We start from the raw sequence: 24,771 nt of genomic DNA, 5'->3' as shown, positions 1-24,771 counted from the left end.
GGCATAGCTTCCCGTACGGATACTAAGCAAATAACGCGTGTGTTTCTTATTTCAGTGCATTCCCCACAGCGGGTGACACTGAGCTTTATCTTTTCAAGCGCGTGTAAAAAGGAGTGTTTACTGCAATGAAAGCCTCAGATCTTTTTGTAAAGGCCCTCGAAGCAGAAGGTGTGGAATACATCTTCGGCATTCCCGGCGAAGAAAATCTCGACCTGCTGGAGTCACTGCGTACATCCAATATCAAGCTGGTGCTTACCCGCCATGAACAAGGTGCAGGCTTTATGGCGGCGACCTACGGACGCCTGACCGGCAAAGTGGCAGTATGCTTATCTACCTTAGGCCCCGGCGCCACTAACCTGGTCACGCCCGCTGCGTATGCACAGTTGGGCGCCATGCCCATGCTGATGGTTACCGGCCAGAAACCCATCAAAACCAGTAAGCAGGGCCGTTTTCAGGTTATCGATGCGGTCGATATGATGCGGCCAATTACCAAATACACCACGCAGGTCGTCAGTGGTGACCGTATACCCTCGGTGGTCAGAGAAGCCTTCAGAGTGGCGCATGAAGAACGCCCGGGGGCGGTACATATTGAACTGCCTGAAGATATTGCTGCGGAAGATACCAGTCAGCCGCTGCTTAAACAGAGTATGGCCCGTCGCCCCATTGCGGAATACAAAGCGATCAACAAAGCCATCGATATGATTCAGGAGGCCACGTCACCGGTGATCCTGATAGGCGCCGGCGCTAACCGTAAACTGACGGCCAAAATGCTGCGCGAATTTGTCGATAAAACCGGCATCCCGTTTATCACTACCCAGATGGGTAAAGGGGTGCTCGACGAGCGTGATAAGCTCTTTGTCGGCAATACCGCGCTGTCTGATGGCGATTTTGTGCATCAGGCCATCTCCCGCGCCGACCTGATCATCAATGTGGGTCACGATGTCGTGGAAAAACCGCCGTTTTTCATGCACCACGACGGCATGCAGGTGATTCACATCAACTTTGAACCTGCCGCCGTGGATCCTGTGTACTTCCCGCAGCTGGAAGTGGTGGGCGACATCGCCAACAGCGTCTGGCAAATCAAAGAGGGTATTACGCCTCAACCGGACTGGAAACTGGATTTCTATCTGGATGTGCACGAAGCCTATGTGAAGCATCGTGACGAGGCGGAAAACGATAACCGTTTCCCGATTCTGCCAGAGCGTTTTGTTAAAGATATCCGCAAAGTCATGCCCGAAGACGGCATTGTGACGCTGGATAACGGCGTCTACAAAATCTGGTTTGCCCGCAACTATCCGGCATATATGCCGAACACCCTGTTGCTGGATAATGCCCTGGCCTCCATGGGAGCAGGTTTGCCGTCAGCCATCGCAGCCAAACTGGTTAACCCCGAATGTAAAGTGCTCAGTGTGTGCGGTGACGGCGGGTTTATGATGAACAGTCAGGAACTGGAAACTGCTGTCAGACTGGGGCTGGATCTGGTGGTTGTCATACTGCGTGACGATGCCTATGGCATGATTAAGTGGAAACAGAGTCATATGCACTTTGATAACTTCGGGCTGGACTATGGCAACCCTGACTTTGTGAAATACGCAGAAAGCTATGGTGCCCAGGGCTGGCGGGTTGATGCCACTGATGCGTTAATGCCCATTGTACAAAATTGTCTGGATACCCCGGGCGTGCATGTGGTGGATTGCCCGGTGGACTATAGTATGAACGATGAAACCCTTAACCGTACTATCCGCAAACTCAGCCAACAACTGCAAGGAGACAAATCATGAAGGATAGCTATCCCTATTACCTGGCAAGTGAAGCCGTGTTTGCCAATACTGATTTGGATGTGACCAACAAATACACCGGCGAGGTGGCTACCCGGGTAGCCATGGCCGATGCTGACGTGATTGACCAGGCCATTGCCGCCGCCGAGCGTGCGCAAAGCGCCATGGCGGCAACCACGCCCTATGAGCGTCAGGCTGTGCTGGACCATTGTGTGAAGCGCTTTGAAGAACGTGCCGATGAACTGGCTGACGCACTGTGTATTGAAGCGGGTAAGCCGATTAACGATGCGAAAGGCGAAGTCACCCGGCTAATTGATACCTTCCGGATTGCTTCGGAAGAATCGGTACGCATAAATGGTGAAGTGATTAACCTGGAGATATCCTCACGGGCGAAAGGCTACCAGGGTATGACCAAAAAGGTGCCTATTGGCCCCTGCTCGTTTATCTCGCCGTTTAACTTCCCGCTGAATCTGGCAGCACATAAGGTGGCGCCGGCCATCGCAGCAGGCTGTACCTTTGTACTCAAGCCTGCCTCAAAAACCCCAATAGGCGCACTGATTATCGGTGAAGTGCTGGCAGAAACCGACTTACCTAAAGGCGCATTCTCTATATTGCCCTGTAGCCGGGACGGTGCTGATCTGTTCACCACTGATGATCGCCTGAAACTACTAAGCTTTACCGGCTCGCCAGATGTGGGCTGGGCACTGAAAGCTAAAGCCGGCAAGAAGCCTGTGGTACTCGAACTGGGTGGTAATGCCGCCTGTGTGGTGGACGAGGATGCCGATATTGAAGATGCCATTAACCGCATCATCATTGGTGCGTATTATCAATCCGGGCAGAGTTGTATCAGTGTGCAGCGCCTGCTGGTGCACAGCAAAATTTACGATGAGTTTAAGCAGCGCTATGTGGAACGGGTAAAAAATCTGGTGTCCGGGGACCCGTCTGATAAAGACACCTTTATTGGCCCGATGATTTCAGAGGGTGAGGCCGAGCGGCTGGAAACCTGGATCAAAGAAGCCGCCAGTGCGGGGGGCGATATCCTGTGTGGCGGCGAACGGGACGGCGCTATGTTACAGGCCACCGTGATGGAAAACGTGCCGGCCAGCTGTGATGCCAGTGCCGAAGAGGCCTTTGGTCCCTTATCCGTGCTGATCCCCTTCGATGACTACAGCGCAGCGCTCAAAGAAGTCAACAACAGCCGCTATGGCCTGCAGGCTGGCGTCTTCACACGTGACATCTATAAAGCCCAACAGGCCTGGGACGAGCTGGATGTGGGCGGCGTAATTATTGGCGATGTACCCAGCTGGCGGGTAGATAATATGCCCTATGGCGGGGTCAAAGATTCTGGTCTCGGCCGGGAGGGGATCCGCTATGCCATCGAGGATATGATGGAGACCCGCTTACTGGTTATCCGCAACCCGCATAAAGCGTAACTACGCGGGCAGGGCGTATAGCTCCAGAATAGCCAGCGGAATAATATCCAGCGCCTTTTCGTGGGTGGCAGCCAGGTTTACATTTGGCGCCACCCCAGCCTCATAGGCCTGCATCCATCGTGCTGCACACAAACACCAGCGATCTCCTGGCGCAAGGCCGGCGAACGCGAACTCAGGACGAGGGGTGGTGAGATCGTTCCCCATGCTATTGGAAAAGGCTAAAAAAGCTTCATCGACAACCGCACACACGCTGTGGTTTCCCACATCACCGTGGGGCACATAACAGAACCCCTCGCGGGTGAATCCGCCGTTGCCGCAACACAGCTGCAGGGGCTGTCCGTACACGTTTTTTGCATTCGCCATAGTTCTCCCCGGATCTTTACCTTCTGTTCACCGTATCATAGTACGAAATCGGTGTATCCACCTCTGTCAGACACGGATCTGAGTTTACGGAGCCACCATCCGTGTCCGTTATGCCGCATAAGCTGGCATTGTAATGAGGTCTCTATGTTAGATAAAAGTCGCTTAAGTAAACCGGCCCCACACAACAAGTCTGATGAAGAAATTGCGCGTTTCGACGCACTGGCTGAGTCTTGGTGGGATCCAGACGGCAAATATCAGACCGCACTGGAATTTAATAATGCCAGAGTAGCAGAGATCTTAACGGTGTTATCCCGGGAGCTGAAGCGCCCCGACAACAGTGCGCTGCTGCGGGGGAAACATGTGTTAGACGTGGGCTCAGGCGGCGGCCTGATTTGCGAGCCGCTGGCCAGACGTGGCGCCCGCGTGACGGGCATCGACGCCAGCGCCACCAGTGTGGAGGTGGCTAAACGGCACGCCCGGTCGCAGGGACTGGACATTGAATATATGCATATGCTGGCCGACGACATGGCTGCGACACAGCGCCAGTTCGACATTGTGATTAACGCCGAAGTGGTGGAACATGTTCCGGACCAGGCCGCGCTGATCAGGCAGTGCGCCGCCATGGTCAAACCCGGCGGGTTACTGTTTCTGGCCACGCTGAACCGTACCCTGAGAAGTTTCGTGGTGGCAATCGTCGGGGCCGAATATGTCATGCGCTACTTGCCCGTGGGAACCCACGACTGGCGCAAATTTGTCAAACCCACCGAGCTGAATAGCTGGACCGGCGAGGCGCTCACGCTGTGCCATGAAACGGGCATGGCGATGAATCCCTTTACCCGTAACTGGCGCTGTACCCGCAGTACCGCCGTTAATTTCCTGCAAGGTTACCGCAAACAGGCAGCGGTCGACTGACGCCACCTGAGCCGGCATTCAGCCTGCTGATAGTTATTGCAAATCTGTGGTGATTTGCACCCGGCCCTTTGTCAGCTTATGCTGAATTAGAAATGCGTCCCTGTCCCGTGGATTAGTGGGGGATGGGCGCTGAAAATCAAAGCAGGCAAGGCCGACGGAGCGCCCATGAAAATATACGAAACCAAAACCGCCCCCAATCCCCGACGAGTGCGCATGTTTCTGGCAGAAAAAGGCATTCCCATGGAATACCAGCAAGTAGATATTCTCAAAGGTGAAAACCTCACCGCAGAAATGCGGGCCAGAAACCCGCTGGGAAAAGTGCCTGTGCTGGAGCTGGATGACGGCACCTGTATCGCAGAAACCGACGCCATCTGTACCTATTTTGAAGCCCTGCACCCCGATCCGCCGTTACTTGGCACACTGCCCCTGGAAAAAGCCACCATTGCTATGTGGCAGCGGCAGGTTGAAATGGCGCTGTTGCTGCAAATCGGCATGTGCTTTCAGCACACTACCGGGTATTTTAAAGACCGTATGACGCCGGTGCCTGAGTACGGTAAAGAAGCAGGTATCAATGCGTCGAAATACCTGAATATTCTGGAGCGTCGTCTTGAATTAAATGACTTCATTGCCGGTCCCGCATTCAGCATCGCTGATATAACCGCGCTGTGCGCCATTGATTTTGGCCGGGTAGTGGATATTCGTCTGCAGGAGCAACACCGCAACCTGCACGAATGGTATGCCCGGGTAAGCCAGCGTGAGAGTGCGCAGGCCTGATGATTACCCTGTACACCGCCGCAACGCCTAATGGCTGGAAAGCCTCGGTGGCCCTGGAAGAGATGGGGCTGGCCTACCGGACCGAAGCCGTCAATCTCATGGAAGGGCAACAACATACACCCGGGTTTAAAGCATTGAACCCTAACGGGCGTATTCCGGTCATTGTCGATCATGATAACCACAACCATGCGGTGTTTGAGTCAGGTGCCATCTTGCTATATCTGGCCGAGAAAACGGGTCAGTTTTTGCCTGACGATCCTCTGAAACGCAGTGAGGCTATTCAGTGGCTGATGTTTCAGATAGGAGGAGTAGGACCCATGATGGGCCAGGCCAACGTATTTCACCGTTATCTGGACGAACGGATCCCTGTGGCTATCGACCGCTATCATAATGAGGTACGCCGGCTGTTTACGGTGCTCGATACACACCTGGCAGACCGGGACTATCTGGCAGGCAGCTACAGTATTGCCGATATGGCCAACTGGTGCTGGGTAAGAACTTACGCCTGGTCAGGGGTCAGTATTGACGGATTGGATAATCTGCGGCGATGGAAAAACAGTATTGAAGCTCGCCCGGCGGCTCGCAGAGGGGTGGCCATCCCCCATAAAATAGACCAAGAAGCGTTACTGCGCGGTGCCAGCCGCGTGGTGACCCGCTGATCCCTGCTATGAATCTGGGACGAGCGCGAAGCGTAGAGGGCGTGCGTTAGGATTTGCGTGATGCTGGTGTATCAATGAGTGCTTTTACGGTGTCCAGTGAATCGGCTTCCCGCGCGGGCTTGTCCCAGCGGATGCGGTGAAAGCGAGGAAAGCGCAGGGCAATACCCGATTTATGTCGGGTGGACGGATGCACAGCATCGAAGGCGACTTCAATCACCAGTTCCTTCTTAACTTCTTTGACCGGTCCAAAACGGCCTACGGTATGCCGGCGCACCCAGTTGTCGAGTTTTTTGAGTTCGTCATCGGTAAACCCGGAATAGGCTTTGCCTATGGGCAATAACTGGTCTCCCTGCCAGGCGCCGAAGGTAAAGTCTGAATAAAAGCTGGAACGCTTGCCGTGACCGCGTTGGGCGTACATGATCACGGCATCGACCAGCTTCGGCTGTCGTTTCCATTTATACCATTGCCCCTTAGGTCGGCCCGCCACATACTGGCTGGCACGCCGTTTTAGCATTAACCCTTCTACTGCCACATCCTCAGATGCTCGCGCATACTGGTCATTCAGCTCCTCCAGACTGTCCACAGCGAGCGTTGGCGAGATATGTAAATGGCTGGCGTTTTGCTCGCACAACCAGGTTTCAAGCACCTTACGGCGATGACTGAGTGGCTGTTCAGTCACGCTGTCTTCGCCCTGGATCAAAATGTCGTACAATATGATGCCCGCCGGATACTCGGCCAGCAGTTTTTTGGTGGGGGACTTGCGGTTTAAGCGCTGTTGCAGTGTGTTAAACGTATCTACCCGGGTACCGTGCATGATAAGCAACTCGCCGTCTACTACCCCGTGGGATGTCAGCCCTTCAAGCACATCCGGAAACGCGCTACTGATATCGTCTCCGGTACGGCTGAATAGGGCTTTTCCCTTGTTGGTAGACACCAGCTGAACCCGAATGCCGTCATATTTGTGCTCCACCTGCCAGTCCGCCGGTGACCAGCTGTTAAGGTCACCGTCAGTGAGTGGGTGGGACAGCATAACTGGATGAAAGGTGACTTCCCCGCGGATATCCGGTTTGTCGGCACGCCCTTCGAGCCAGGCCAGCAGTGAGGTATAGGGGGGCGCTACACCATGCCAAATGGCTTCTACCTCTGCTACATCCACATTTCCGTAACTGGCTAAAATATGCTTTATGGTGCGGGCTGACACTCCTACCCGCAGGCCCCGGGTACCAAGTTTAATCAGCGCCCAGCGCTGTGCGGCGGTCATACTGTCCAGGTACCCGGCCAGCAGCTTCCCCACGGTGTTGCGACTGCATTGCTGAAATTGTTCCACCACTTCTGCCAGCGACGGCAGCGCGTCCTGTTCACTGGAAGAGGTTTGCGGCCACAGGTGGGCCACGGTCTCGCTCATCTCACCAACATAGTCATAGCTCAGGGCAAACAGTTCGGGGTCCACCCGTTCCAGCATCAGCTTTTTCACCGTGTTGCGTTTGAAAAAGTCGAACTTAAGGGTGCCGGCCAGCGCCGCTATGGCCCACCCCCGGTCCGGATCGGGGGTGTGAGCCAGGTAGTCTGTAATAATCGCGGCTTTGGCGTTATTGCCGGCGGTAAAGTAAAGCTGGTCGAGGAGTTCGCTGAATGCGTGCATCAGGCAGGCTCATCTTCGTCGTCAAACCTCAGCAGCGACAGCGCTTTGGCCTGATAGCCCATCTGCGAGGCCTGATAGATAAGGGCATCTTCACGTCCGTGGGTTACCCAGACTTCAGGTGCATCCACTTCCCGGAGTGTTTGCAGTAATTCCGGCCAGTCACAATGATCCGAGATAATTAATGGCAGCTCGGCCTGACGTTGACGTGCGCGAGCACGGATTTGCATCCAGCCTGAGGCCATTACAGTACGCGGGTCCGGCAGCGCGCGGGACCAGCGGTCAGCCAGTGCGGAAGGGGGCGCCAGCACCACCTCCCCGGCCAGAGATTGTTTGTCTTCCACTTCGCTAACCGGGATCAGCGTGCCCAGTGATACCCCCAGGGTCTGATAGAGTTCGCACAGTTTCAGTAATGCGCCGTGCAAATAAACCGGTTTGTGATAGCCGGCGTCACGCAGGGCCAGGATCACCCGCTGACACTTGCCTAGCGCATAGGTACCGACCAGGTGGCAACGTTGAGGGAACACACTAAGGGAATGCAGCAGCTTCTGAATTTCCCGCTCGATTGGCGGGTGGCGAAACACCGGGAGGCCAAACGTGGCTTCAGTGATGAACACATCGCAGGGCACCACTTCGAAGGGTTCGCAGGTGGGGTCGGGCCGCCGCTTATAATCGCCAGAAATTACAATTCGCCCACCTCTGTACTCAAGCAGGGCCTGCGCCGAACCGGCGATATGTCCCGCCGGGTAGAATGTCAGCTTCACCGGATCATCCGGGTCGCCCAGTGAAACAGACTCACGGTACGTCAGCGGGTAGTGCTGCTCAGCCATGTCGTCACCGTAGCGGGTGGTCATAATACGTATTGTGGTGGGGGTAGCGTACACCCGCTGATGTCCGGCCCGTGCATGGTCGGCATGACCGTGGGTAATGATGGCCTGCGCCACCGGCACCATGGGGTCGATATAGGTGTCTGCGGGCTGACAATACAGCCCGGTGTCGTTCACGGTTATCCATTCACTGGGGTGCACCTGGCCTCCGTTATCTGAACCCGTTGCGGTAAACAGCATAGTAAGTGTCTGCTTGCTACGCATGACAACGGCGTTTGGTTGTAAACACCGTTTTCGAATCTTTCATGGTAGTGCCATCTCCCTGCCAGCAATCTGTTAACGCTGGCCTTGCGTATATCAAGGCTATGAAATCTGGAATCCGCCCTACCCAATGCCTGCTTCGCCACCAGTAACAGGCCCATCCAACGTGTTACCGGCCCGCTTTGCGCGCTGGTTTGCCTCGCGAGGCTGGCAGTTGCGTGACTATCAGCACACCATGCTGTCGCGGAGTAAAACCGAACGGTCTACGCTGCTAATTGCGCCCACCGGGGCCGGCAAGACCCTGTCCGGCTTCCTGCCGTCGCTCACGGAGCTGGCTGAACAGCCGCAGGAAGGCCTGCATACGCTATACATATCACCGCTAAAAGCGTTAACGCAGGATATTCATCGTAACCTGCTAGCCCCAGTAGAAGAGATGGACTTGCCGATCAGCGTAGAAACCCGCACCGGCGATACGCCCTCGCACAAACGCCAGCGACAGCGAAAGCGACCGCCAAATTTACTGCTTACTACACCCGAATCGCTCATGCTGATGCTAAGTTACGCCGATGCCGATCGCATATTTGGTAACGTGAAACGGGTGATAGTTGATGAGGTGCACAGTTTGGTGGCCAATAAACGGGGCGACTTTACCGCGCTGGCTCTCGCTCGCTTACAGAGTTTGTCCCCTCACTGCCAGCGGGTGGGATTGTCAGCTACCATAGCCTGGCCTGAACTGCTGGCTGCCTGGCTGGGAGGTACCGACGACCCGGCTGGGATCCTGCAGGTGCCGGCCACGGTTAAACCCGTGATTACCTTGCTCAAAACCGACGCCCGTATGCCATTCGGCGGGTTTATGGCCCGTTATGCCATAGACGATATTTATCAGGCTATCTGTGCGGCCGCCACGACACTGGTGTTCGTCAATACCCGCGCTCAGGCGGAACTGCTGTTTCAAATGGTGTGGGAGCAGAACAAAGCCGCTCATCCGATTGCGCTGTACCATGGTTCGTTGAGTAAGGAGCAGCGCCGTAAAACCGAAAGTCTGATGGCTCAGGGGGCGTTACGCGCCATCGTGTGTACCTCGGCTCTGGAGCTGGGAATTGACTGGGGCGATGTGGATCAGGTTATTCAGGTGGGTGCGCCAAAAGGCGTCAGCCGGTTGTTGCAGCGCATAGGGCGGGCCAATCACCGTATGGATGAGCCCAGTCGTGCGTTACTGGTGCCGGCGAACCGCTTTGAGGCGCTGGAGTGTCAGGCGGCGCTGGATGCCATTGAGCAGGGGCAGCTGGATGGCGACAAGCCGCAGTCCGGCGCACTGGATATTTTGCCCCAATTTATTCTCAACTGTTTGTGCAGCGCACCGGACACGGCGGACAATCTGTATGCGTTAATCCTTGAGGCGGCACCTTATCAGGGCACCGACCGGGAAACTTTTGATAAACTGTGGCAGTTTACCGTGGATGGTGGTCATGCATTGCGGGGGTACGCCCGCTACCAGCGTCTGGTGCCGTCAGACGATGGCCGGTTTGCGCCCGCAGATAAGCGGGTTATCCAGCGTCACCGGCAAAATATCGGTACCATCGTGGAGTCCGGACGTCTCAAGGTGAAACGCATTCGGCGGGGTAATCAGGGTAAGATTATTGGTGAAGTGGAAGAATACTTTGCGTCGCAGCTGGTGGCCGGAGACACCTTCCTGTTTGCCGGCGAGGTGTTGAGGTTTGAAGCCATTCGCGATATGCAGGTGCACGCCCGTGCAGCCAAAGGCGGTGAGCCGAAAATTCCCAGCTATGCAGGTGGTCAGTTGCCCCTGTCTACGTTTCTTGCTGACGGGGTGCGGCACATTCTGGCGACCCCTGCACGGTGGCGGGAGTTACCGGCACAGGTGCAGGAGTGGTTATCATTGCAGCAGGATTTTTCTCAAATCCCTCAGCCGGGCAACGTGCAGGTGGAGCAGTTTCCTTACCGTGAGGCCTGGTATACGCTGTACTATACCTTTGAAGGGCGCAAAGCCAACCAGACCCTGGGCATGTTGCTTACCCGGCGCATGGAAAAGTACGGCATTAAGCCACTGAGTTTCAGTGTGACCGACTATGGCTTGTCAGTATGCAGCGTCAATCCGGTGTCGCCTAATCAGCTTGATGCACTGTTTCAGCCCGATATTTTGGGTGACGAACTGGAAGACTGGATGTTACAGGCGCCCATGCTTAAACGCTCGTTCCGGCAGGTAGCCGTGGTCAGCGGCTTAACCGAACAGCGCTATCACAGTAGTCAGAAAACCATGAAGCAGGTGACGTTTTCTACCGATTTAATTTACGACACCTTGCGGGAGCACGATCCCGATCATGTGCTACTGGCCGTGGCGCGGGCTGATGCCGAGCGGGAACTGCTGGATTTGCGCCGTCTGGCAGACACACTCATTCGGTTTGTAGGCCGCACCCGGTTAATCAACTTACCGAAAGTCTCGCCCATGGCCATCCCCATTGTACTGGATGTGCGCAGCGAGCAGGTAAAAGGCGCCGGCGCCCATTCTATTATGGAGCAGGCCGATTTGTATGCGGAAGCCGAAACCATGCTGGATGATGTGAGGGCACTGCTTAGTGGCAATCACGACTGACTGGCTGAATACTCAACATAGCAGAGGCCAGTTGCTGCCCGCAAAGTTGGCGGCACTGACCATATTGCTGGACGCCCGCGGCAGTGCGTATCTGCCCGGTCATGATACGCTGGTGGTCAGTGATCTGCATCTGGAGAAAGCCAGCTTCCTGCACAGCTTCGGCAACCCGTTACCCCAGCTTGATACCCTTGCCACGCTGGATAGATTGCAAAAGCTGGTGGCGGATTATCAGCCTGCCAGGCTGATATGCCTGGGCGACAGTTTTCATGACAAACACAGCTTTGCCCGCATGACTGAAGCAACCAGAGACACGCTGGCGAGCATGCAAAAGAAGGTGGCGGACTGGGTGTGGGTGCAGGGTAATCACGACCCGGTTATTCCCGCTGCACTGGGTGGAAGGTCTTGTCCCACCCTCACTATCGAGGAGGTGTTGTTTGCACACGAACCTGTGGCTGGCGCACCACATCAGGTTATTGGTCACTTTCATCCGAAATGTAAACGCACCGTTCAGCGCCACCGTTATCGCGGGCCGTGTTTTCTTGCTACCCCGACCCTATTCATTATGCCGGCGTTTGGTCAGTACACCGGCGGACTGGACATTGACCATGAGGTGTTGCTGGCATTGGCACCTCCTGCCAGACGGCGCGCTTTTCTGCTGTATGACCAACGAATCTTTCCATCGAAATAATTAATATCCCCACTGGATAGGGGTAACTCCCTATCGACAACTTGTACCCGCATCTCTAGCGTGCTTAACGAAAATACTTCACAACTAAAATAATCTTACAACTTCCGTAGTGGATTTTATATTTACATTTGTCTATAAGTTTAACCAGCGTTTGAATAGTAGCTCCCTGTGGCAGTGAAGAGACAATATCGTCTTTGAGACATCACGCCGACGCGGAGCTGTTACCTGCGCAGGACATAACAACAAGTAAAGAAAATACAAAAAAGGGAAATACAATGATTCACAAGCACGCATTTCGCCTTGCCGTTCCGGCAATGGCGGTGGGAATGGCGCTCAGTGCTCAGCCTGTGGTTGCACAGGATGAGGGCAAGTCCATCGAAAAAATCCAGGTAACGGGCTCGCACATCCGCCGTACCGATATGGAAGGTCCGTCACCTATCACTTCTTTGGATGCTGGCGACATCGCGGATACTGGTGTCACTGACCTGATTGGACTATTTGCAAAACTGCCTATCTCCGGACAGGGCACATTCTCTACCCAGGGCAACAGTTCTGACGATACTGCCAACGGTGGTTCAAGCGTCTCACTGCGGGGTCTGGGTGCAGACTCTACGCTGATCCTGGTGAACGGTCGCCGGGTATCGGTCTCGCCTTTTGCAAAAGGGATCGATACAGCCTTCGTGGATATCAATAACATTCCACTGGCCGCCATTAAGCGGGTAGATATTCTGAAAGACGGCGCGTCTGCAACCTACGGCTCTGATGCCATTGCCGGGGTAATCAATATTATCCTCAAAGACGACTTTGATGGTTTTGAGGTTTCAGCTAAATACGGCGATACCGCCGATGGTGGCGGTGAAGAGCAGAATATCAGCCTGGTATTTGGTAATACCGGCGAGAAATCCAGCCATACCTTTATCCTGGATTACTTCGACCGTGAAGAAATCATGTACTCCGACAGAGACTACTCACGTTCTGCAAACCAGGCCGCGTTGCGTCCCAATGACCCAGATGCGGTAGATTTCCGCAGTTCATCGGGCATTCCCGGTACTATCGCATTACGTGCTGATCCTACCAACCGGATTATTGACGAGTTTGGTCAGGATTCCTGTCCGGCAGACCAAATTGACCGTGTTAATACTCTGTGCCGATATGATTATGCGCCGCATATGACGATGATCCCGGATGCTGAGCGTTTCAGCTTTAACTACATGGGGCGTTATGAAATTAACCCTGACCTGAGCGCCTTTGTAGAGCTGAACGGACAGAACTCCAAATCAATTGTCCGGGGTGCAGGCAGCCCCAGCTTCAATGAGCTGTTCATGGCCGGTGATAATGCCTTCCATCCGTTTGCCGACGACCCTACTCATCCGTTCTTCGGAGAAGACCTGACCATGCGTCGCCGCACGGTGGACATTGGCAACCGGGAAAAGCGTGTAGATTCGGATTACTACCGCACCATTCTGGGCTTCGAAGGACAATGGGACCGCTGGACCTGGGAATTAGCATATAACTACATCAAGAGTGAGTCAGTGGAGCGGGGCGTGGACGGCTTCCCTAATTCTCGCCGGACTCAGGAAGCTATCGACAGCGAACTGTGGAACCCGTTTGAACCCTCTCAGAACAGCCAGGAAGCACTGGACTTCATTGAAACGACCACCACACGGGTGGGTAAATCTACCAACCGTGCGCTTAACTTTGTAACGTCAGGGCCGGTTGCGCGTCTGGACGCGGGCGACATGATGCTGGCAGTGGGCGCGACCTACCGTGAAGAGACGATCAGTGATAACCCGGATGATCAGTTCCTGCGCGGCGAAGTGTTTGGTACAGAGGCCACTCAGGCGAATGGCTCGCGCGACAGCACGGCGTTATTTGCTGAGTTAGGGGTGCCACTGATGCCAGATTTGGAAGTTCAGCTGGCCGTGCGTTATGAAGACTACAGCGATTTCGGTACTACTACCGATCCGAAAGTTTCTTTCCTGTGGACACCTACCGACACCTTGTCTATTCGTGGTTCTTACGGCACCGCATTCCGCGCGCCGTCGCTGCACCAGATTGGTCTGGGGCGTACCGATGAATCACCGAACCTGGTAGATACGGTTCGTTGTGACGCCGTTGGCCTGGCCTGTGATCCTATGGAATACACTGCGGTATTCGAAGGTAATCCGGATTTGGAGCCTGAAGAATCAAGCAGCTACAACCTGGGTGTAATTTATGAATTCACTGAAAACCTGGATATCTCGCTAGATTATTACAGCTATGACATCGAAAATATTATTGATGCCGATACGCAGTTTGTGTTTAGCACATTTGGGGGCGACCCTGATGTAGTAGAGCGGCTCCCTACTGGTATTGAAGGCGACCCGGGTGAGGTTGTAAGGGTTTTCGATTCATTCCAAAACCTGGGTGATCTGGAAACATCGGGTCTGGATATGGATGTAAACTACAGCCTGGAATCTTCGTACGGGCAGTTCGGGTTCGGCTTTATCATGAACTATGTACTGGAGTATGAAGAGTTTCGTCCGGGCGCGGACGGTGGTGTGCGGCTGAATGCAGAAGCCGGTGATTTCGAGCAACCGGAAGTTCGCTGGACAGCCAGCATGGACTGGGCGCAGGACGACCTGGCTGCTTCCCTGATGGTGAACTACGTGGGTGAGTTCTCTGGCGATGCAGATGCAGGCTTTGGTGACAAAACGGTAGATGCATGGACCACGGTAGATGCCACGGTTACTTATATGGGTCTGGAAGACACCACCCTCACATTTGGTGCCACTAACCTGTTCAACGAAGAGCCGCCGTACAGTCATCACGACTTCTATGGTTTCGTGAACACCGTGCATAGCGGGCAAGGGCGCTTCATGTACGTGCAAGCGAACTACCGCTTCTAAACGTACCTTTACTTAAGCACAAGGCCCCTTTCGGGGCCTTTTTTTATGGGTTTCAGCGTTCTTTACGTTTATTCGAATACATGGCGCTGTCGGCGCGATCCAGTAACGTTTCTACCGTGTCATCGGGTATATATTCAGCCGTGCCCACGCTGAATTCAATGTCATAACCACGCTTTGCTTTTTTGTTATAAGTACTGACCGCGTTCCGGAACCGCTCGATGACCACATGCGCTTCACTTTCTGACGTGCCGGTGAGCAAGGCAGCAAATTCATCGCCACCGATGCGGGCAAATACGTCCGAATCACGGAATACCTGCTTCAGTAAATCAGCAAAGGTTTTCAGTGCCCGGTCGCCTTCAGCATGACCAAAGGTGTCGTTAATAGGCTTAAATTTGTTGAGGTCGAACAGCAGTGCAGTGGCACTGATGTCGTTTCGCCGGCACATTGAAAGTGCATGGGTGGCCAGTGTGTTAAAACCCCGGCGGTTAGAGATGTGCGTCAGCTCATCCATGGTCGCCAGCTGCATCGCTGCAATTTCCTGCTCCACCATCGCGCCCAAATCTTTTAGCAGCAGCTTATCTTCTTCGTCCAGTTCATGAGGTTTACTGTCGATCAGGCAGAGTGTACCCACCTTATGACCGTTGGCGGCTTTTAAAGGGCTACCTGCATAGAAGCGAATTTCCGGTGCATTCACCACTAACGGGTTGTCGTAAAAGCGTTTATCGTCGAGTGCATTGGGAATATAAAACAGGTCATCGCCCAGAATAGCGTGCCCGCAAAATGACACGTTGCGGGGAGTTTCTGAAGCATCGAGTCCCTGGGCGGATTTAAACCACTGGCGCTCGCTATCCACCAGGCTGACCAGAGAGATGGGTACGCCAAACATTCTTTTTGCCATGCGGGTAATTCGGTCGAAGCGTTCTTCTGGTGCGGTGTCGAGAATTTTTAGTGCGCGCAGGGTTTCCAAACGGGCATTTTCCGATTCAGGGAATAAAGGGGTGATCACAATGGTACGTCCGGTTATTTATCTGTAGGAAGGTATAACACGTCTTCGTGATCCTTCAATTAGACAAAGTATGTAGAAAGCAGTAATCGGGCTTGGCGGGTGAGTGGTTTTTACCTGCAGCCAAACGTAGGGAACGCAAACAATCCAGCTCAGGAGGATAATGTATGTCAATGCAGCATGAAATTGCCAATATGGAAGCCATCAAAACGGCGATTGCCAATGGCGAGGAAAACCGGGTGAAACAGTTACTGACCGACCAGGTACTGGATGAACTACAAAAGAGCTATCTGATTGATCTTGCCGAGGTGAACGGCAACCAGAATATTATCAACATGCTAAAAGACGCGCCGGCGAAACCCTGATTAACCTGGCTACCAGTAAGTCTCGATACTGGCGTATATAAAAAGCCCCGGATATCCGGGGCATAGGTATTAGTCGCGCCAGCGTTTAGTCAGTTCGTCGTACGCGTCGATACGGCGGTCACGGAAATAAGGCCAGATCCGCTTTACCGCTTCGGTACGCGACATATCCAGCTCTACAGACAGGGTTTGTTCACTGTCGCTGTCCGCCTGCGCCAGGATTTCTCCCTGAGGGCCGGTAATAAAGCTTTGTCCCCAGAACTGAATACCCGGGTCGCCTGCTACCGGCGAGGCCTCGAAACCAGTACGATTAGCTACAATGACCGGCACCGAGTTGGCCACCGCGTGAGCGCGCTGGATAGTTTGCCAGGCGCCAAACTGACGTGCTCGTTCGTCCTCGTCATCACGCATGTCCCAGCCGATAGCCGTGGGATAAAAGAGTAAATCGGCACCGGCCATGGCCATCAGGCGGGCCGCTTCGGGATACCACTGATCCCAGCACACCAGCACCCCCAGTTTTCCGATACTGGTTTGAATAGGTGTGAAGCCCATATCGCCGGGGGTAAAGTAAAACTTTTCGTAAAAACCCGGGTCGTCCGGTATGTGCATCTTGCGATACTTACCCGCAATTTCTTTGCTGCGGTCAAACACAACAGCAGTGTTGTGATACAAGCCCGAGCCCCGCTTTTCAAACAGCGAGGTGACCAGCACAATATTGTGTTTAGCGGCCAGTTCACCAAAGAAATCGGTGGCCGGGCCAGGGATGGGCTCGGCTAAATCAAAGGCATCGGTGTCTTCCTGCTGACAAAAATACAGCGTGCTGTGCAGCTCCTGCAATAAAATACATTCACAGCCCTCGGCGGCCAGGCTGGCAATTTGCTCAGCACTCTTTTGCCAGTTAGTGGCTTTGTCGTTGTCTGCAACAGCCTGTTGCACCAGACCCACCTTAAGCGAGGTTGATTGCATAGATAGACACTCCTTTTTTCAGTGCATGTAAAACGTCATCTTTCAAAGTATTGCCGGGTACTTGCATGGAAATGCAGTGCAAACTGCCAAATTGCTGGACCAGTACCGCGCAATCGATAGGTTCGACAACGTGATTGGGGTAAGCGTTCTTTAAAATTTCTATGGCCTGCGCATCTTCCGGCTGCCCATAGACGGGGAGCAGGATGGCGCGGTTGCAGATCAGGAAGTTGGCATAGGACGCAGGTAGCCGTTCTCCGGCACTGTTACGCATATCGGGTAAGGGTAGACGATACTGATGATGTTCCGGTAACTGCCGGGCACATTCCTCGCACAGCGCGCGCAAGCTGGGGTAGTGACTGTCATCAGGGCGATTGTCGGCGGCCTGAATGACCAGACCGTTGTCGGGGGTAAACCTTACCAGCGTGTCGATATGACCGTCTGTATCGTCACCTTCGAGGTGGCCGTTTTCAAGCACAATAACTTCCCGGCACCCCAACATTTCTGTAAACGTCTCACGATAGGCGTCCAGGGACATCTCGCCATTGCGCTTAGGGTTCAGCAGACACTGCGCCGTAGTCAGTAGCCGGCCATGATCATCGATTTCCAGTGCGCCGCCTTCCGCCACCACCGGGCTGCTGCGTAGCAGTGATTTGCACATACCCGCCAGGTATTTCTGGTTAACCTGATTATCGTCTGCCGCAACGAACTTTTGTCCCCAGCCATTAAAGCTGAACTCAACCGGAGTACAGGTGCTGTCGTCTGACATCAGACTGCCACAGGACAGAAAACCATAATCCCGTATCCAGGTGTCATTATAGTTAGCCGGCACTATCAACACGCTGGCTGATGCCGGCAATTGTTGCTGCAATTGCTCAACATCTTCTGGTGCGCACAAGATGATGACACCCGCATGGTAGCGGTTAATGGCAGCAATCAGGTTCAGGTAAGTGGCGCGGGCCGGCTCCAGCCATGGCGCCCAGTCAGTGTCGGCGTGTGGCCAGGCCAGTAACACCGCATCCACATGCACCCATTCAGGTAACAGCATTCGGGTAGTTTGCATTGAAAATCTCGCTAAACGGCAATGGCGCAAAGTATAGCGAGCATCAATAACACAACCAAAACAATTCTTGTCGAATGTGTTCGTACAAGAACATTATTTCAGGTGTCTGCCGCCATCCAGATGAAGTGTCTGGCCGGTCATGTAATCGCTGCTTAACAGGTAATTGACCGCTTTTACTGCCTCCTGCGCACCCGGCACCGTTTCCAGCAATGATTTTTTACGCGCTTTATCCCGGTACGCTTGGGGGTCATCATCATTAAACATGAGCAGGGCAGGGGCGATGCTATTCACTTTCACGTCGGGGGCGAGCATTTTCGCAAATGACAGGGTTAGATTATGCAGCGCGGCCTTGCTGGCAGAGTACGCCACGTGCTTCTGACTGCCGGTCAGTTGGACATAATCGGTCATATGAATAATGTCGGTGGTGCTCCCCTGGCCCTGCAGAAGCGACTGTAGCGCCAGGTTGAGCCGGTAAGGCGCGATAGCATGCACCTGCATCATTGTTTCAATCAAAGACTGGTAATCGCGGTGTTCTGATTCAGGCTCCCAATCAGACGCATTATGAATAATGGCCCGTAAACCTGACGTTGCTGCCTGAATTGCATCGATTGCTCGATCAATACCTTGTGCAGTGCTAAAATCCGCCTGAATTGTGGACGCCCCGTCCGCTTCAAGCTGGGTGACAGCTGGCTTCGGTGTTCGATAGGTGATAATGACGGGGACAGATCGCGAGAGTAAGTCGTTGGCAATAGCCAGGCCAAGGCGCTGGCTGGCTCCGGTAATTAACACGGGGTGGCTCAAACGGATTCTCCTGTCGATAATAATCTGATGGTTACGCGCATTGCTTATAACGAGTTCGAATGTGCATTATTAAGATTATGTCATATAGTTATCATTAGTAATCCCGCCTTTCGGTTGAAAACGTATTGGCTGGAATCAAGCAGTAAAGACGGAAGTGTCAATGTTAGCAAATGAAGCGGTAGTGGTGCGTGATGCACTGAACCCATCAATTTCTCCGGAAGCGCGCATGGTACGCGATGCGCTGGTAGCCAGAGGGCTGGAAACGCCGATGGTGGAGACCGGCTTGTCTGACGATCAGAAACGCAAGCGTATCGCGGTAGCAATGCAGGATGTTATGAACACCCTGGGACTGGATCTTACTGATGACAGTTTAGCGGATACCCCAGACCGGATAGCCAAAATGTATGTAAGTGAGCTTTTTGGCGGGCTGGATTACAAGCGTTTCCCAAAAATTACCCAAATTGAAAATAAAATGCAGATCCTGGAGCCGGTGCAGGTTTCGGATATCAGTCTGACATCGACCTGTGAGCATCATTTTGTGACCATTGATGGTGTGGCTGATATTGCCTATATCCCGAAGGATACCGTGATTGGCCTGTCTAAACTTAACCGCTTGGTGGGGTTCTTCGCGCAGCGCCCGCAGGTGCAGGAGCGATTAACCCAACAGGTGCTGGTTGCATTGCAAACGCTGGCGGGTACTGAGGACGTGGCGGTGTCGATTAATGCGACCCACTATTGCGTAAAAGCACGCGGCATTCGGGACACCAGTTCATACACACGGACATCTGCGCTGGGCGGTCAATTCCTGGCAGACAAAGATTTGCGTCGCGAGTTTTTCTCAAAACCGTAATCCTTACCGTTGCGGTGTATCCTGCGCCGCAACTGACACGACCAGATTGATCTGATCGCCAATCCCGCATGCCGGGACAATTTCCAATTGCTGCCGACAGTGTACACACTCGGTGTATTGCTCTTTGTACATGTCACGCACGGCGTGTTCTGCTATGGCATTAACATGGCCGCAGTGAGGGCAGAGATATTCTAAGTCACGCTTTGCCGTCATAAATAATCCTTGAGAGTTACTGGTGAGTGCATCCTGCAACCTCACGCTTGCGCGCAGAAAGGCTAGTGCTGTAATGGATAAGCCGCTGACGCGTTATTGGATTATAACTAGCGCGTTTTTTTCTGCCCTCATACCAAAGTATGAATTCGACAATGAAGGTATGGGGAACAGGGCATCGAAGAGATGTTTAAAAAAAAAAGTGCTGCCGGGACACCCGACGCCAAGGGCAGCACCTCTGGAAAAGTATTAAGCCTGCCACCAGCATTGCTGATAAGGCATCAGCGTCAGCTGGGGTTCGTCGCCCTGCAATCTGGCACCGGATAACAGGTCCTGGCAGGACTGGTGGCCAAGTGCATTCAAAATCTCGCCGTTAATTTGTTGTACAGCCTCACTGAAATTGGCTATCACCAGCAAGTGTTGACCTTCATCATGCTGTCTGACAAACGCAAAGCAATGCACGTTACCGGTATCAAGGATCTGGGTGGCCGCAGGGCCAAACACCCGATGCTGACGGCGTACGTCCAGCATCGCTTTCAATCCTCTGAAAACCCGAAGCTGAGTCTGCTGCTGTAGCGTTAGCTCAGAGGTGCTATCGTTCATCACCAGATCCACATGCTCATTGGTGACTGCAATGCGGTTTACCCAGCGGTCATCATGACACTTGTTTTCGTCCTCGCGGTAGCTGTAGTCGTTTAACAATCCCAGCTCATCACTGGAATAGATAAGCGGGATCCCGCCGATACTAAAGGTGATCCCGTACATCAACAGCATTCGGCTGACAGCTTCATCGATGGCACGCTGGTCCTTACTGGCCAGCGCGGCTTCCAGTCCACACAGCGACGCCAGTGAGCCACAGACCCGGCAATCCCCATTCGATGGATTTTCTGCAAACGGCACCCCATTGGCAAACGAGCCATCGAATCTGCCGGTATAAAACTGGTTCAGGAAGTAGCGGTGGTCATAGGGGTTAATGCCAAGGTCCTGGGCAACAGCATCATCAAACGTCCAGCCAATATCGTCATGACAACGGACATAATTCACCCAGGTACAATCGTTAGGGATAGTAAAACTCTTTTGCATAGAGCGGGTTAGTAAACGGGTTTTGCGGGTAGCCAAGCTGTTCCACAGCAGCGCCATCAATAATGGGTTGTAGGATAACTGACATTCGTCCTTGTGAATGTACTTGACCACTTCATCCGGGTGGACAATGGCTTCAGACTTAAACACCACCGCGGGAGCCACTATTTGCAGGCAGCGGTTAAATGCCTGAATAAGGGTATGGGCTTTCGGCTGATTTTCGCAGTTGGTGCCCATTTCTTTCCAGATAAACGCCAGCGCGTCCAGCCGCAATGCGGCACTGCCGACGTTCGCCAGAAACAACATTTCTTCAGTGATAGCATTAAATACCGCCGGGTTAGCGTAGTTCAGATCCCACTGGAAGCTGTTGAACGTGGTCCATACCCACTTCTGCATAGTGTCGTTATAGGTGAAGCTGCCCCGGCGTACCTGCGGGAAAATTTCCCGCAGATTCTGTTCATACTGGTCGGGCAATGTCCGGTCGTCAAAGGTGTAGTAAAAATTCTGATGGTCACGGTCGCCGGCCAGTGCGGCTTTAGCCCAGGGGTGTTCATCGGAGGTATGGTTAAATACAAAGTCCAGAACCAAATTGATACCAGCTTCCTGCAACGCCACGGCCAGATCACGCAGGTCCGTCATACTGCCCAGTTGGGGGTTTACCTTACGGTAATTTGATACCGCATATCCGCCATCACTGTCACCGGCAGGGGCATCATACAGCGGCATAAGATGCAGATAGGTGATGCCCAATTCACGGTAGTAAGGAATTTTATCTTTGAGATCCCGTAATGTGGGGCCCATGAGATCCACATAGCAGGCCATCCCTACCTGGTTCTCGTCAAGATACCAGTTACTGTCTCGCTCGCGTTGCACGTCCAGCTTCTTCAGCGCGGGTTTGCGCGATTGCACCCCTTGCATCAATACTTCCACTAAATGATGAAGGTGCCAGTGACAGTCATACTGGTGACCGTAGATAGCAGTGTAAAGTTGAAAAAGCTCGGGAAAATGGCAGCGCAGCCGCTTGGTGAACAGCGAGGCATCTTTTTTAGATAAGCCTCCCAAATCAAGGTTGCTTAAAATGCGTTCCAGACAACGCTGACTGTCAGCAGAGTAGTTCATTGTGCGCTCCCGTGCAGGCTGGGTAAAAATAAATGGTGCAATTGTTAACAAAAAAGCAGGCGAAATAGGTTTACACGATATTTCTATTCTGTTAATTTTTTTATCTTAAACGATTAAGTAGGAATTTCAAATAAATTCTCTAATAATCGTTGAGAGCCTTATTTTAAAGGTCTGTACGCTTGATATTAGCCGGGATGTGTAACGCTGATGAGCTGGGTGTGCAGGAATTGTTGTTAATGTAGTGTAATAAAGAGTGTGGCGGTACGCCGTGTTAATGAATGGTAACGAGCGCTACCCCACACCCCTCAGGACAGGACAGGACACGAGCATGAGTAATACCCAGTCAAACAGTCAGTTAATACGCTGGCTGACCTACCTGATGTTTATGATGTTTGCGATGACATCAGACTCAGTGGGCGAAATCATAAAAGAAGTAAAAGTGGCGTTTTCGGTGACAAATGCCCAGGCGAGTCTGATGCACTCACTACCCATGTTGGGGATTGCCATGTCGGGGCTGCTACTGGGCTTTCTGGCCGATAAGATGGGCCGCAAACCAACCATCATTCTTGGCCTTGCCGTATTCGGAGTTGCTTGCTACAGCTTCCTTATTGCCAACGACTTCGTGTTTATCGTTAGTCTGATGACCTTGTCCGGGATTGCCGTGGGGGTATTTAAAACCGGAGCGCTGGCGCTTATCGGTGATATTTCCAGCTCCACCCGCCAACACACCGCGACCATGAACGGTGCCGAGGCGTTTTTCGGCGTGGGCGCAATCATTGGACCATTAATTGTGGCCTATCTTATTCATCAGGGCGTGGCGTGGCAGTGGCTGTATGTGATTGCCGGCGGCGTATGTACGTTACTCATCGTGGTGGCGTTGTCGGTGCGTTATCCCAGTTATGTGCGTTCACATAAGCACGACGTCGAAAAAGTGTCGTTACTGAAAAGCCTGACACTGATTAAAAACCCCTATGCATTGGGTTTTTCTGTGGGGGCATTTCTGTATGTCGCCGCGGAAAGCGCAATCTACGTGTGGATGCCCAGCTACCTGGTATGTGACGCGACCACACTGCGGGCAACCTATGACTGTTACTCAGAGGGCATGGCGCAAACGCTGGCCATTTACTCGGTGACCGCGTTTTTTATCCTGCGGGCGGCGGGCCGCTTTGTGGGGATCTGGATGATGTCGCATTTTAACTGGGCCCTGGTATTGATGTTATTCAGTGGGGCCATTGTGGTGTGCTTTGCCCTGGGGTTGGTCGGGGGCAAGCAGGTGGCCTTGTACCTGTTCCCGTTAAGCGGCATTTTTATGTCGGTGATATACCCCACGTTTAACTCCAAAGGGATCAGCTGCTTCCCCCGACATCAGCATGGCAGTGTGGCGGGCGTTATCCTCTTTTTCACTGCCGCAGGTGCGGCCTCCGGACCGTTCATTATGGGGGTGGTCAGTGACAGTATGGGTGGCGATGCAAAATACGGTTTCATTGTAGCGACGGTGTTTGCGGCCATTCTGTTTGTGGGACTGGTGTATAACTACCTGCGCAATCCGACCGAAACCCGGTTAACTGAAATTGAGGCTTCAGAATATGGCAGCTAACAACTCTTACTTTGCGGTCATTGAGGCCGGCGGTACTAAGTTTAACTGTGCAATAGTCACTGACGAGCGACAGATTATTGCTGAGCTACGCGTGCCCACCACCACCCCGGATGAAACCCTGTCCGCATGTGTCGCCTTTTTCAGGCAACAGCGTGAAGCAGGCTATGCATTTACGCGGATGGGGATTGCCAGCTTCGGGCCGTTGGATCTCAACCGCGCATCGCCGCAGTTTGGCAGTATTACGAAAACGCCTAAGCCCCACTGGAGCCACACGCCGTTGACTGACTACTTTACTGATGCCTTGCAGTGTGAAGTGGTTATCGATACTGATGTTAACGCCGCCGCATTGGCGGAATACCAATGGGGTGCGGCACAGCAGGCCCGGGTGGCGGTTTATGTCACGATTGGCACCGGGGTCGGCGGTGGACTGGTGGTAAACGGTGCGCCGGTGCAGGGGCTGGTACACCCGGAAATGGGCCATATGCTGGTAACACCGCCCGCTGGTCAGGCAGGAACCTGTCCCTTTCATGCTAACTGTGTGGAGGGGCTGGTGTCGGGCACGGCGTTAGGCAAAATCTGGCAACAGCCTGCCCATACCTTTGGCGACACCCATCCCGCCTGGGATGGCTTCGCGCAGGTGGTGGCACAATTTAGTCATAATCTGTTAGTGACGTTAAGTGCTGAAAAAATTGTCTTCGGCGGTGGGGTGATGGAAACCCCGGGCTTACTGGACAAAATAATTGCGCAAACCCGGCAGTCACTCAACGATTACATTGTATTCCCTGCCGGTACGTCGCTGGAGGACATACTGGTTCTCCCAGGGCTGGGGACGCGCTCAGGGCTGTTTGGCGCACTGGCGTTGTTGCAGGCCGGTCAGTAACCACGGC

The 24,771-nt window shown here is 53.5% G+C and carries 21 protein-coding genes; 12 read left to right on the top strand and 9 right to left on the bottom strand.

Annotated elements, in window-relative coordinates; all coding sequences use genetic code 11:
* The first annotated feature begins 125 nt into the window (after nt 1–125).
* Together OCL06_RS08350 and OCL06_RS08345 are read left to right on the top strand one after the other, a co-directional pair.
* A complete protein-coding gene (locus OCL06_RS08350; protein ID WP_262993396.1) occupies nt 126–1,781 on the top strand; it encodes an acetolactate synthase large subunit in 1,656 nt (551 codons plus the stop codon).
* The gene (locus tag OCL06_RS08345; protein ID WP_373318461.1) at nt 1,778–3,211 is read left to right on the top strand and encodes an aldehyde dehydrogenase family protein; all 1,434 of its coding nucleotides are present in this window, start codon (nt 1,778–1,780) and stop codon (nt 3,209–3,211) included. The genes OCL06_RS08350 and OCL06_RS08345 overlap by 4 nt, the downstream gene beginning before the upstream one ends.
* Here the strand turns inward: OCL06_RS08345 and OCL06_RS08340 are convergent, their stop codons facing one another.
* Nucleotides 3,212–3,574 carry a DUF2237 family protein gene (locus tag OCL06_RS08340; protein WP_262993392.1) on the bottom strand — a complete coding sequence of 121 codons (363 nt, stop codon included), beginning with the start codon at nt 3,572–3,574 and terminating at the stop codon, nt 3,212–3,214.
* A gap of 144 nt (nt 3,575–3,718) precedes the next feature.
* Between OCL06_RS08340 and ubiG the strand changes: the two genes are divergently transcribed.
* From ubiG to OCL06_RS08325, 3 genes are all read left to right on the top strand, one after another.
* Nucleotides 3,719–4,486 (top strand): bifunctional 2-polyprenyl-6-hydroxyphenol methylase/3-demethylubiquinol 3-O-methyltransferase UbiG, encoded by a 768-nt coding sequence (gene ubiG, locus OCL06_RS08335; RefSeq protein WP_262993390.1) that lies wholly within the window; start codon nt 3,719–3,721, stop codon nt 4,484–4,486.
* A 165-nt stretch (nt 4,487–4,651) separates the two neighbouring features.
* A complete protein-coding gene (locus OCL06_RS08330; protein ID WP_262993387.1) occupies nt 4,652–5,260 on the top strand; it encodes a glutathione S-transferase family protein in 609 nt (202 codons plus the stop codon).
* Entirely contained in the window at nt 5,260–5,919 is a 660-nt protein-coding gene (locus OCL06_RS08325) for a glutathione S-transferase family protein (protein ID WP_262993384.1), read from the top strand. Before OCL06_RS08330 ends, OCL06_RS08325 begins: the two co-directional genes overlap by 1 nt.
* A gap of 46 nt (nt 5,920–5,965) precedes the next feature.
* Here the strand turns inward: OCL06_RS08325 and OCL06_RS08320 are convergent, their stop codons facing one another.
* Nucleotides 5,966–7,561, bottom strand: a complete 1,596-nt coding sequence (locus OCL06_RS08320) for a cisplatin damage response ATP-dependent DNA ligase (RefSeq protein ID WP_262993381.1) — start codon at nt 7,559–7,561, stop codon at nt 5,966–5,968.
* Complete coding sequence (locus OCL06_RS08315) at nt 7,561–8,625, bottom strand: ligase-associated DNA damage response exonuclease (protein ID WP_262993379.1); 1,065 nt, start codon at nt 8,623–8,625, stop codon at nt 7,561–7,563. The genes OCL06_RS08320 and OCL06_RS08315 overlap by 1 nt, the downstream gene beginning before the upstream one ends.
* 151 nt (nt 8,626–8,776) lie before the next feature.
* Between OCL06_RS08315 and OCL06_RS08310 the strand changes: the two genes are divergently transcribed.
* From OCL06_RS08310 to OCL06_RS08300, 3 genes are all read left to right on the top strand, one after another.
* Nucleotides 8,777–11,260: a ligase-associated DNA damage response DEXH box helicase gene (locus OCL06_RS08310; protein WP_262993377.1), complete on the top strand. Its 2,484-nt coding sequence runs from the start codon at nt 8,777–8,779 to the stop codon at nt 11,258–11,260.
* Complete coding sequence (gene pdeM, locus OCL06_RS08305; RefSeq protein WP_262993374.1) at nt 11,244–11,948, top strand: ligase-associated DNA damage response endonuclease PdeM; 705 nt, start codon at nt 11,244–11,246, stop codon at nt 11,946–11,948. Before OCL06_RS08310 ends, pdeM begins: the two co-directional genes overlap by 17 nt.
* Before the next feature lie 275 nt (nt 11,949–12,223).
* A complete protein-coding gene (locus OCL06_RS08300) occupies nt 12,224–14,836 on the top strand; it encodes a TonB-dependent receptor (RefSeq protein ID WP_373318460.1) in 2,613 nt (870 codons plus the stop codon).
* A gap of 52 nt (nt 14,837–14,888) precedes the next feature.
* On the opposite strand, the gene OCL06_RS08295 is transcribed toward OCL06_RS08300, so the two are convergent.
* Nucleotides 14,889–15,842 (bottom strand): sensor domain-containing diguanylate cyclase, encoded by a 954-nt coding sequence (locus OCL06_RS08295; RefSeq protein ID WP_262993372.1) that lies wholly within the window; start codon nt 15,840–15,842, stop codon nt 14,889–14,891.
* A gap of 164 nt (nt 15,843–16,006) precedes the next feature.
* On the opposite strand from OCL06_RS08295, the gene OCL06_RS08290 reads away from it, so the two are divergent.
* On the top strand, nt 16,007–16,204 hold the full coding sequence (locus OCL06_RS08290) for a hypothetical protein (RefSeq protein WP_262993368.1): 198 nt from the start codon (nt 16,007–16,009) through the stop codon (nt 16,202–16,204).
* A 69-nt stretch (nt 16,205–16,273) separates the two neighbouring features.
* Here the strand turns inward: OCL06_RS08290 and OCL06_RS08285 are convergent, their stop codons facing one another.
* The 3 genes from OCL06_RS08285 to folM all read right to left on the bottom strand — a co-directional run bounded on the left by OCL06_RS08285 (nt 16,274) and on the right by folM (nt 19,028).
* Complete coding sequence (locus OCL06_RS08285) at nt 16,274–17,167, bottom strand: carbon-nitrogen hydrolase (protein WP_262993366.1); 894 nt, start codon at nt 17,165–17,167, stop codon at nt 16,274–16,276.
* Entirely contained in the window at nt 17,148–18,227 is a 1,080-nt protein-coding gene (locus OCL06_RS08280) for an agmatine deiminase family protein (RefSeq protein ID WP_262993364.1), read from the bottom strand. Before OCL06_RS08280 ends, OCL06_RS08285 begins: the two co-directional genes overlap by 20 nt.
* Before the next feature lie 93 nt (nt 18,228–18,320).
* The gene (gene folM, locus OCL06_RS08275) at nt 18,321–19,028 is read right to left on the bottom strand and encodes a dihydromonapterin reductase (RefSeq protein ID WP_262993362.1); all 708 of its coding nucleotides are present in this window, start codon (nt 19,026–19,028) and stop codon (nt 18,321–18,323) included.
* 160 nt (nt 19,029–19,188) lie between these two features.
* Between folM and folE the strand changes: the two genes are divergently transcribed.
* Nucleotides 19,189–19,878: a GTP cyclohydrolase I FolE gene (gene folE, locus OCL06_RS08270; RefSeq protein ID WP_262993360.1), complete on the top strand. Its 690-nt coding sequence runs from the start codon at nt 19,189–19,191 to the stop codon at nt 19,876–19,878.
* A gap of 3 nt (nt 19,879–19,881) precedes the next feature.
* Here the strand turns inward: folE and OCL06_RS08265 are convergent, their stop codons facing one another.
* Both OCL06_RS08265 and OCL06_RS08260 read right to left on the bottom strand, forming a co-directional pair.
* Complete coding sequence (locus tag OCL06_RS08265) at nt 19,882–20,091, bottom strand: hypothetical protein (protein WP_262993358.1); 210 nt, start codon at nt 20,089–20,091, stop codon at nt 19,882–19,884.
* Between the two features lie 246 nt (nt 20,092–20,337).
* Nucleotides 20,338–22,287 carry an alpha-amylase family glycosyl hydrolase gene (locus OCL06_RS08260; RefSeq protein WP_262993356.1) on the bottom strand — a complete coding sequence of 650 codons (1,950 nt, stop codon included), beginning with the start codon at nt 22,285–22,287 and terminating at the stop codon, nt 20,338–20,340.
* Nucleotides 22,288–22,666: 379 nt separating this feature from the next.
* Between OCL06_RS08260 and OCL06_RS08255 the strand changes: the two genes are divergently transcribed.
* Complete coding sequence (locus tag OCL06_RS08255; protein WP_262993868.1) at nt 22,667–23,884, top strand: MFS transporter; 1,218 nt, start codon at nt 22,667–22,669, stop codon at nt 23,882–23,884.
* The gene (locus tag OCL06_RS08250) at nt 23,874–24,764 is read left to right on the top strand and encodes an ROK family protein (RefSeq protein ID WP_262993354.1); all 891 of its coding nucleotides are present in this window, start codon (nt 23,874–23,876) and stop codon (nt 24,762–24,764) included. Before OCL06_RS08255 ends, OCL06_RS08250 begins: the two co-directional genes overlap by 11 nt.
* The last annotated feature ends 7 nt before the right edge of the window (nt 24,765–24,771 follow it).

The organism is Alteromonas salexigens (assembly GCF_025628895.1).
Classification (GTDB): domain Bacteria; phylum Pseudomonadota; class Gammaproteobacteria; order Enterobacterales; family Alteromonadaceae; genus Alteromonas; species Alteromonas salexigens.
The sequence above is the reverse complement of the archived record's forward strand: the minus strand, read 5'-3'. Positions and strand labels throughout refer to the sequence as shown.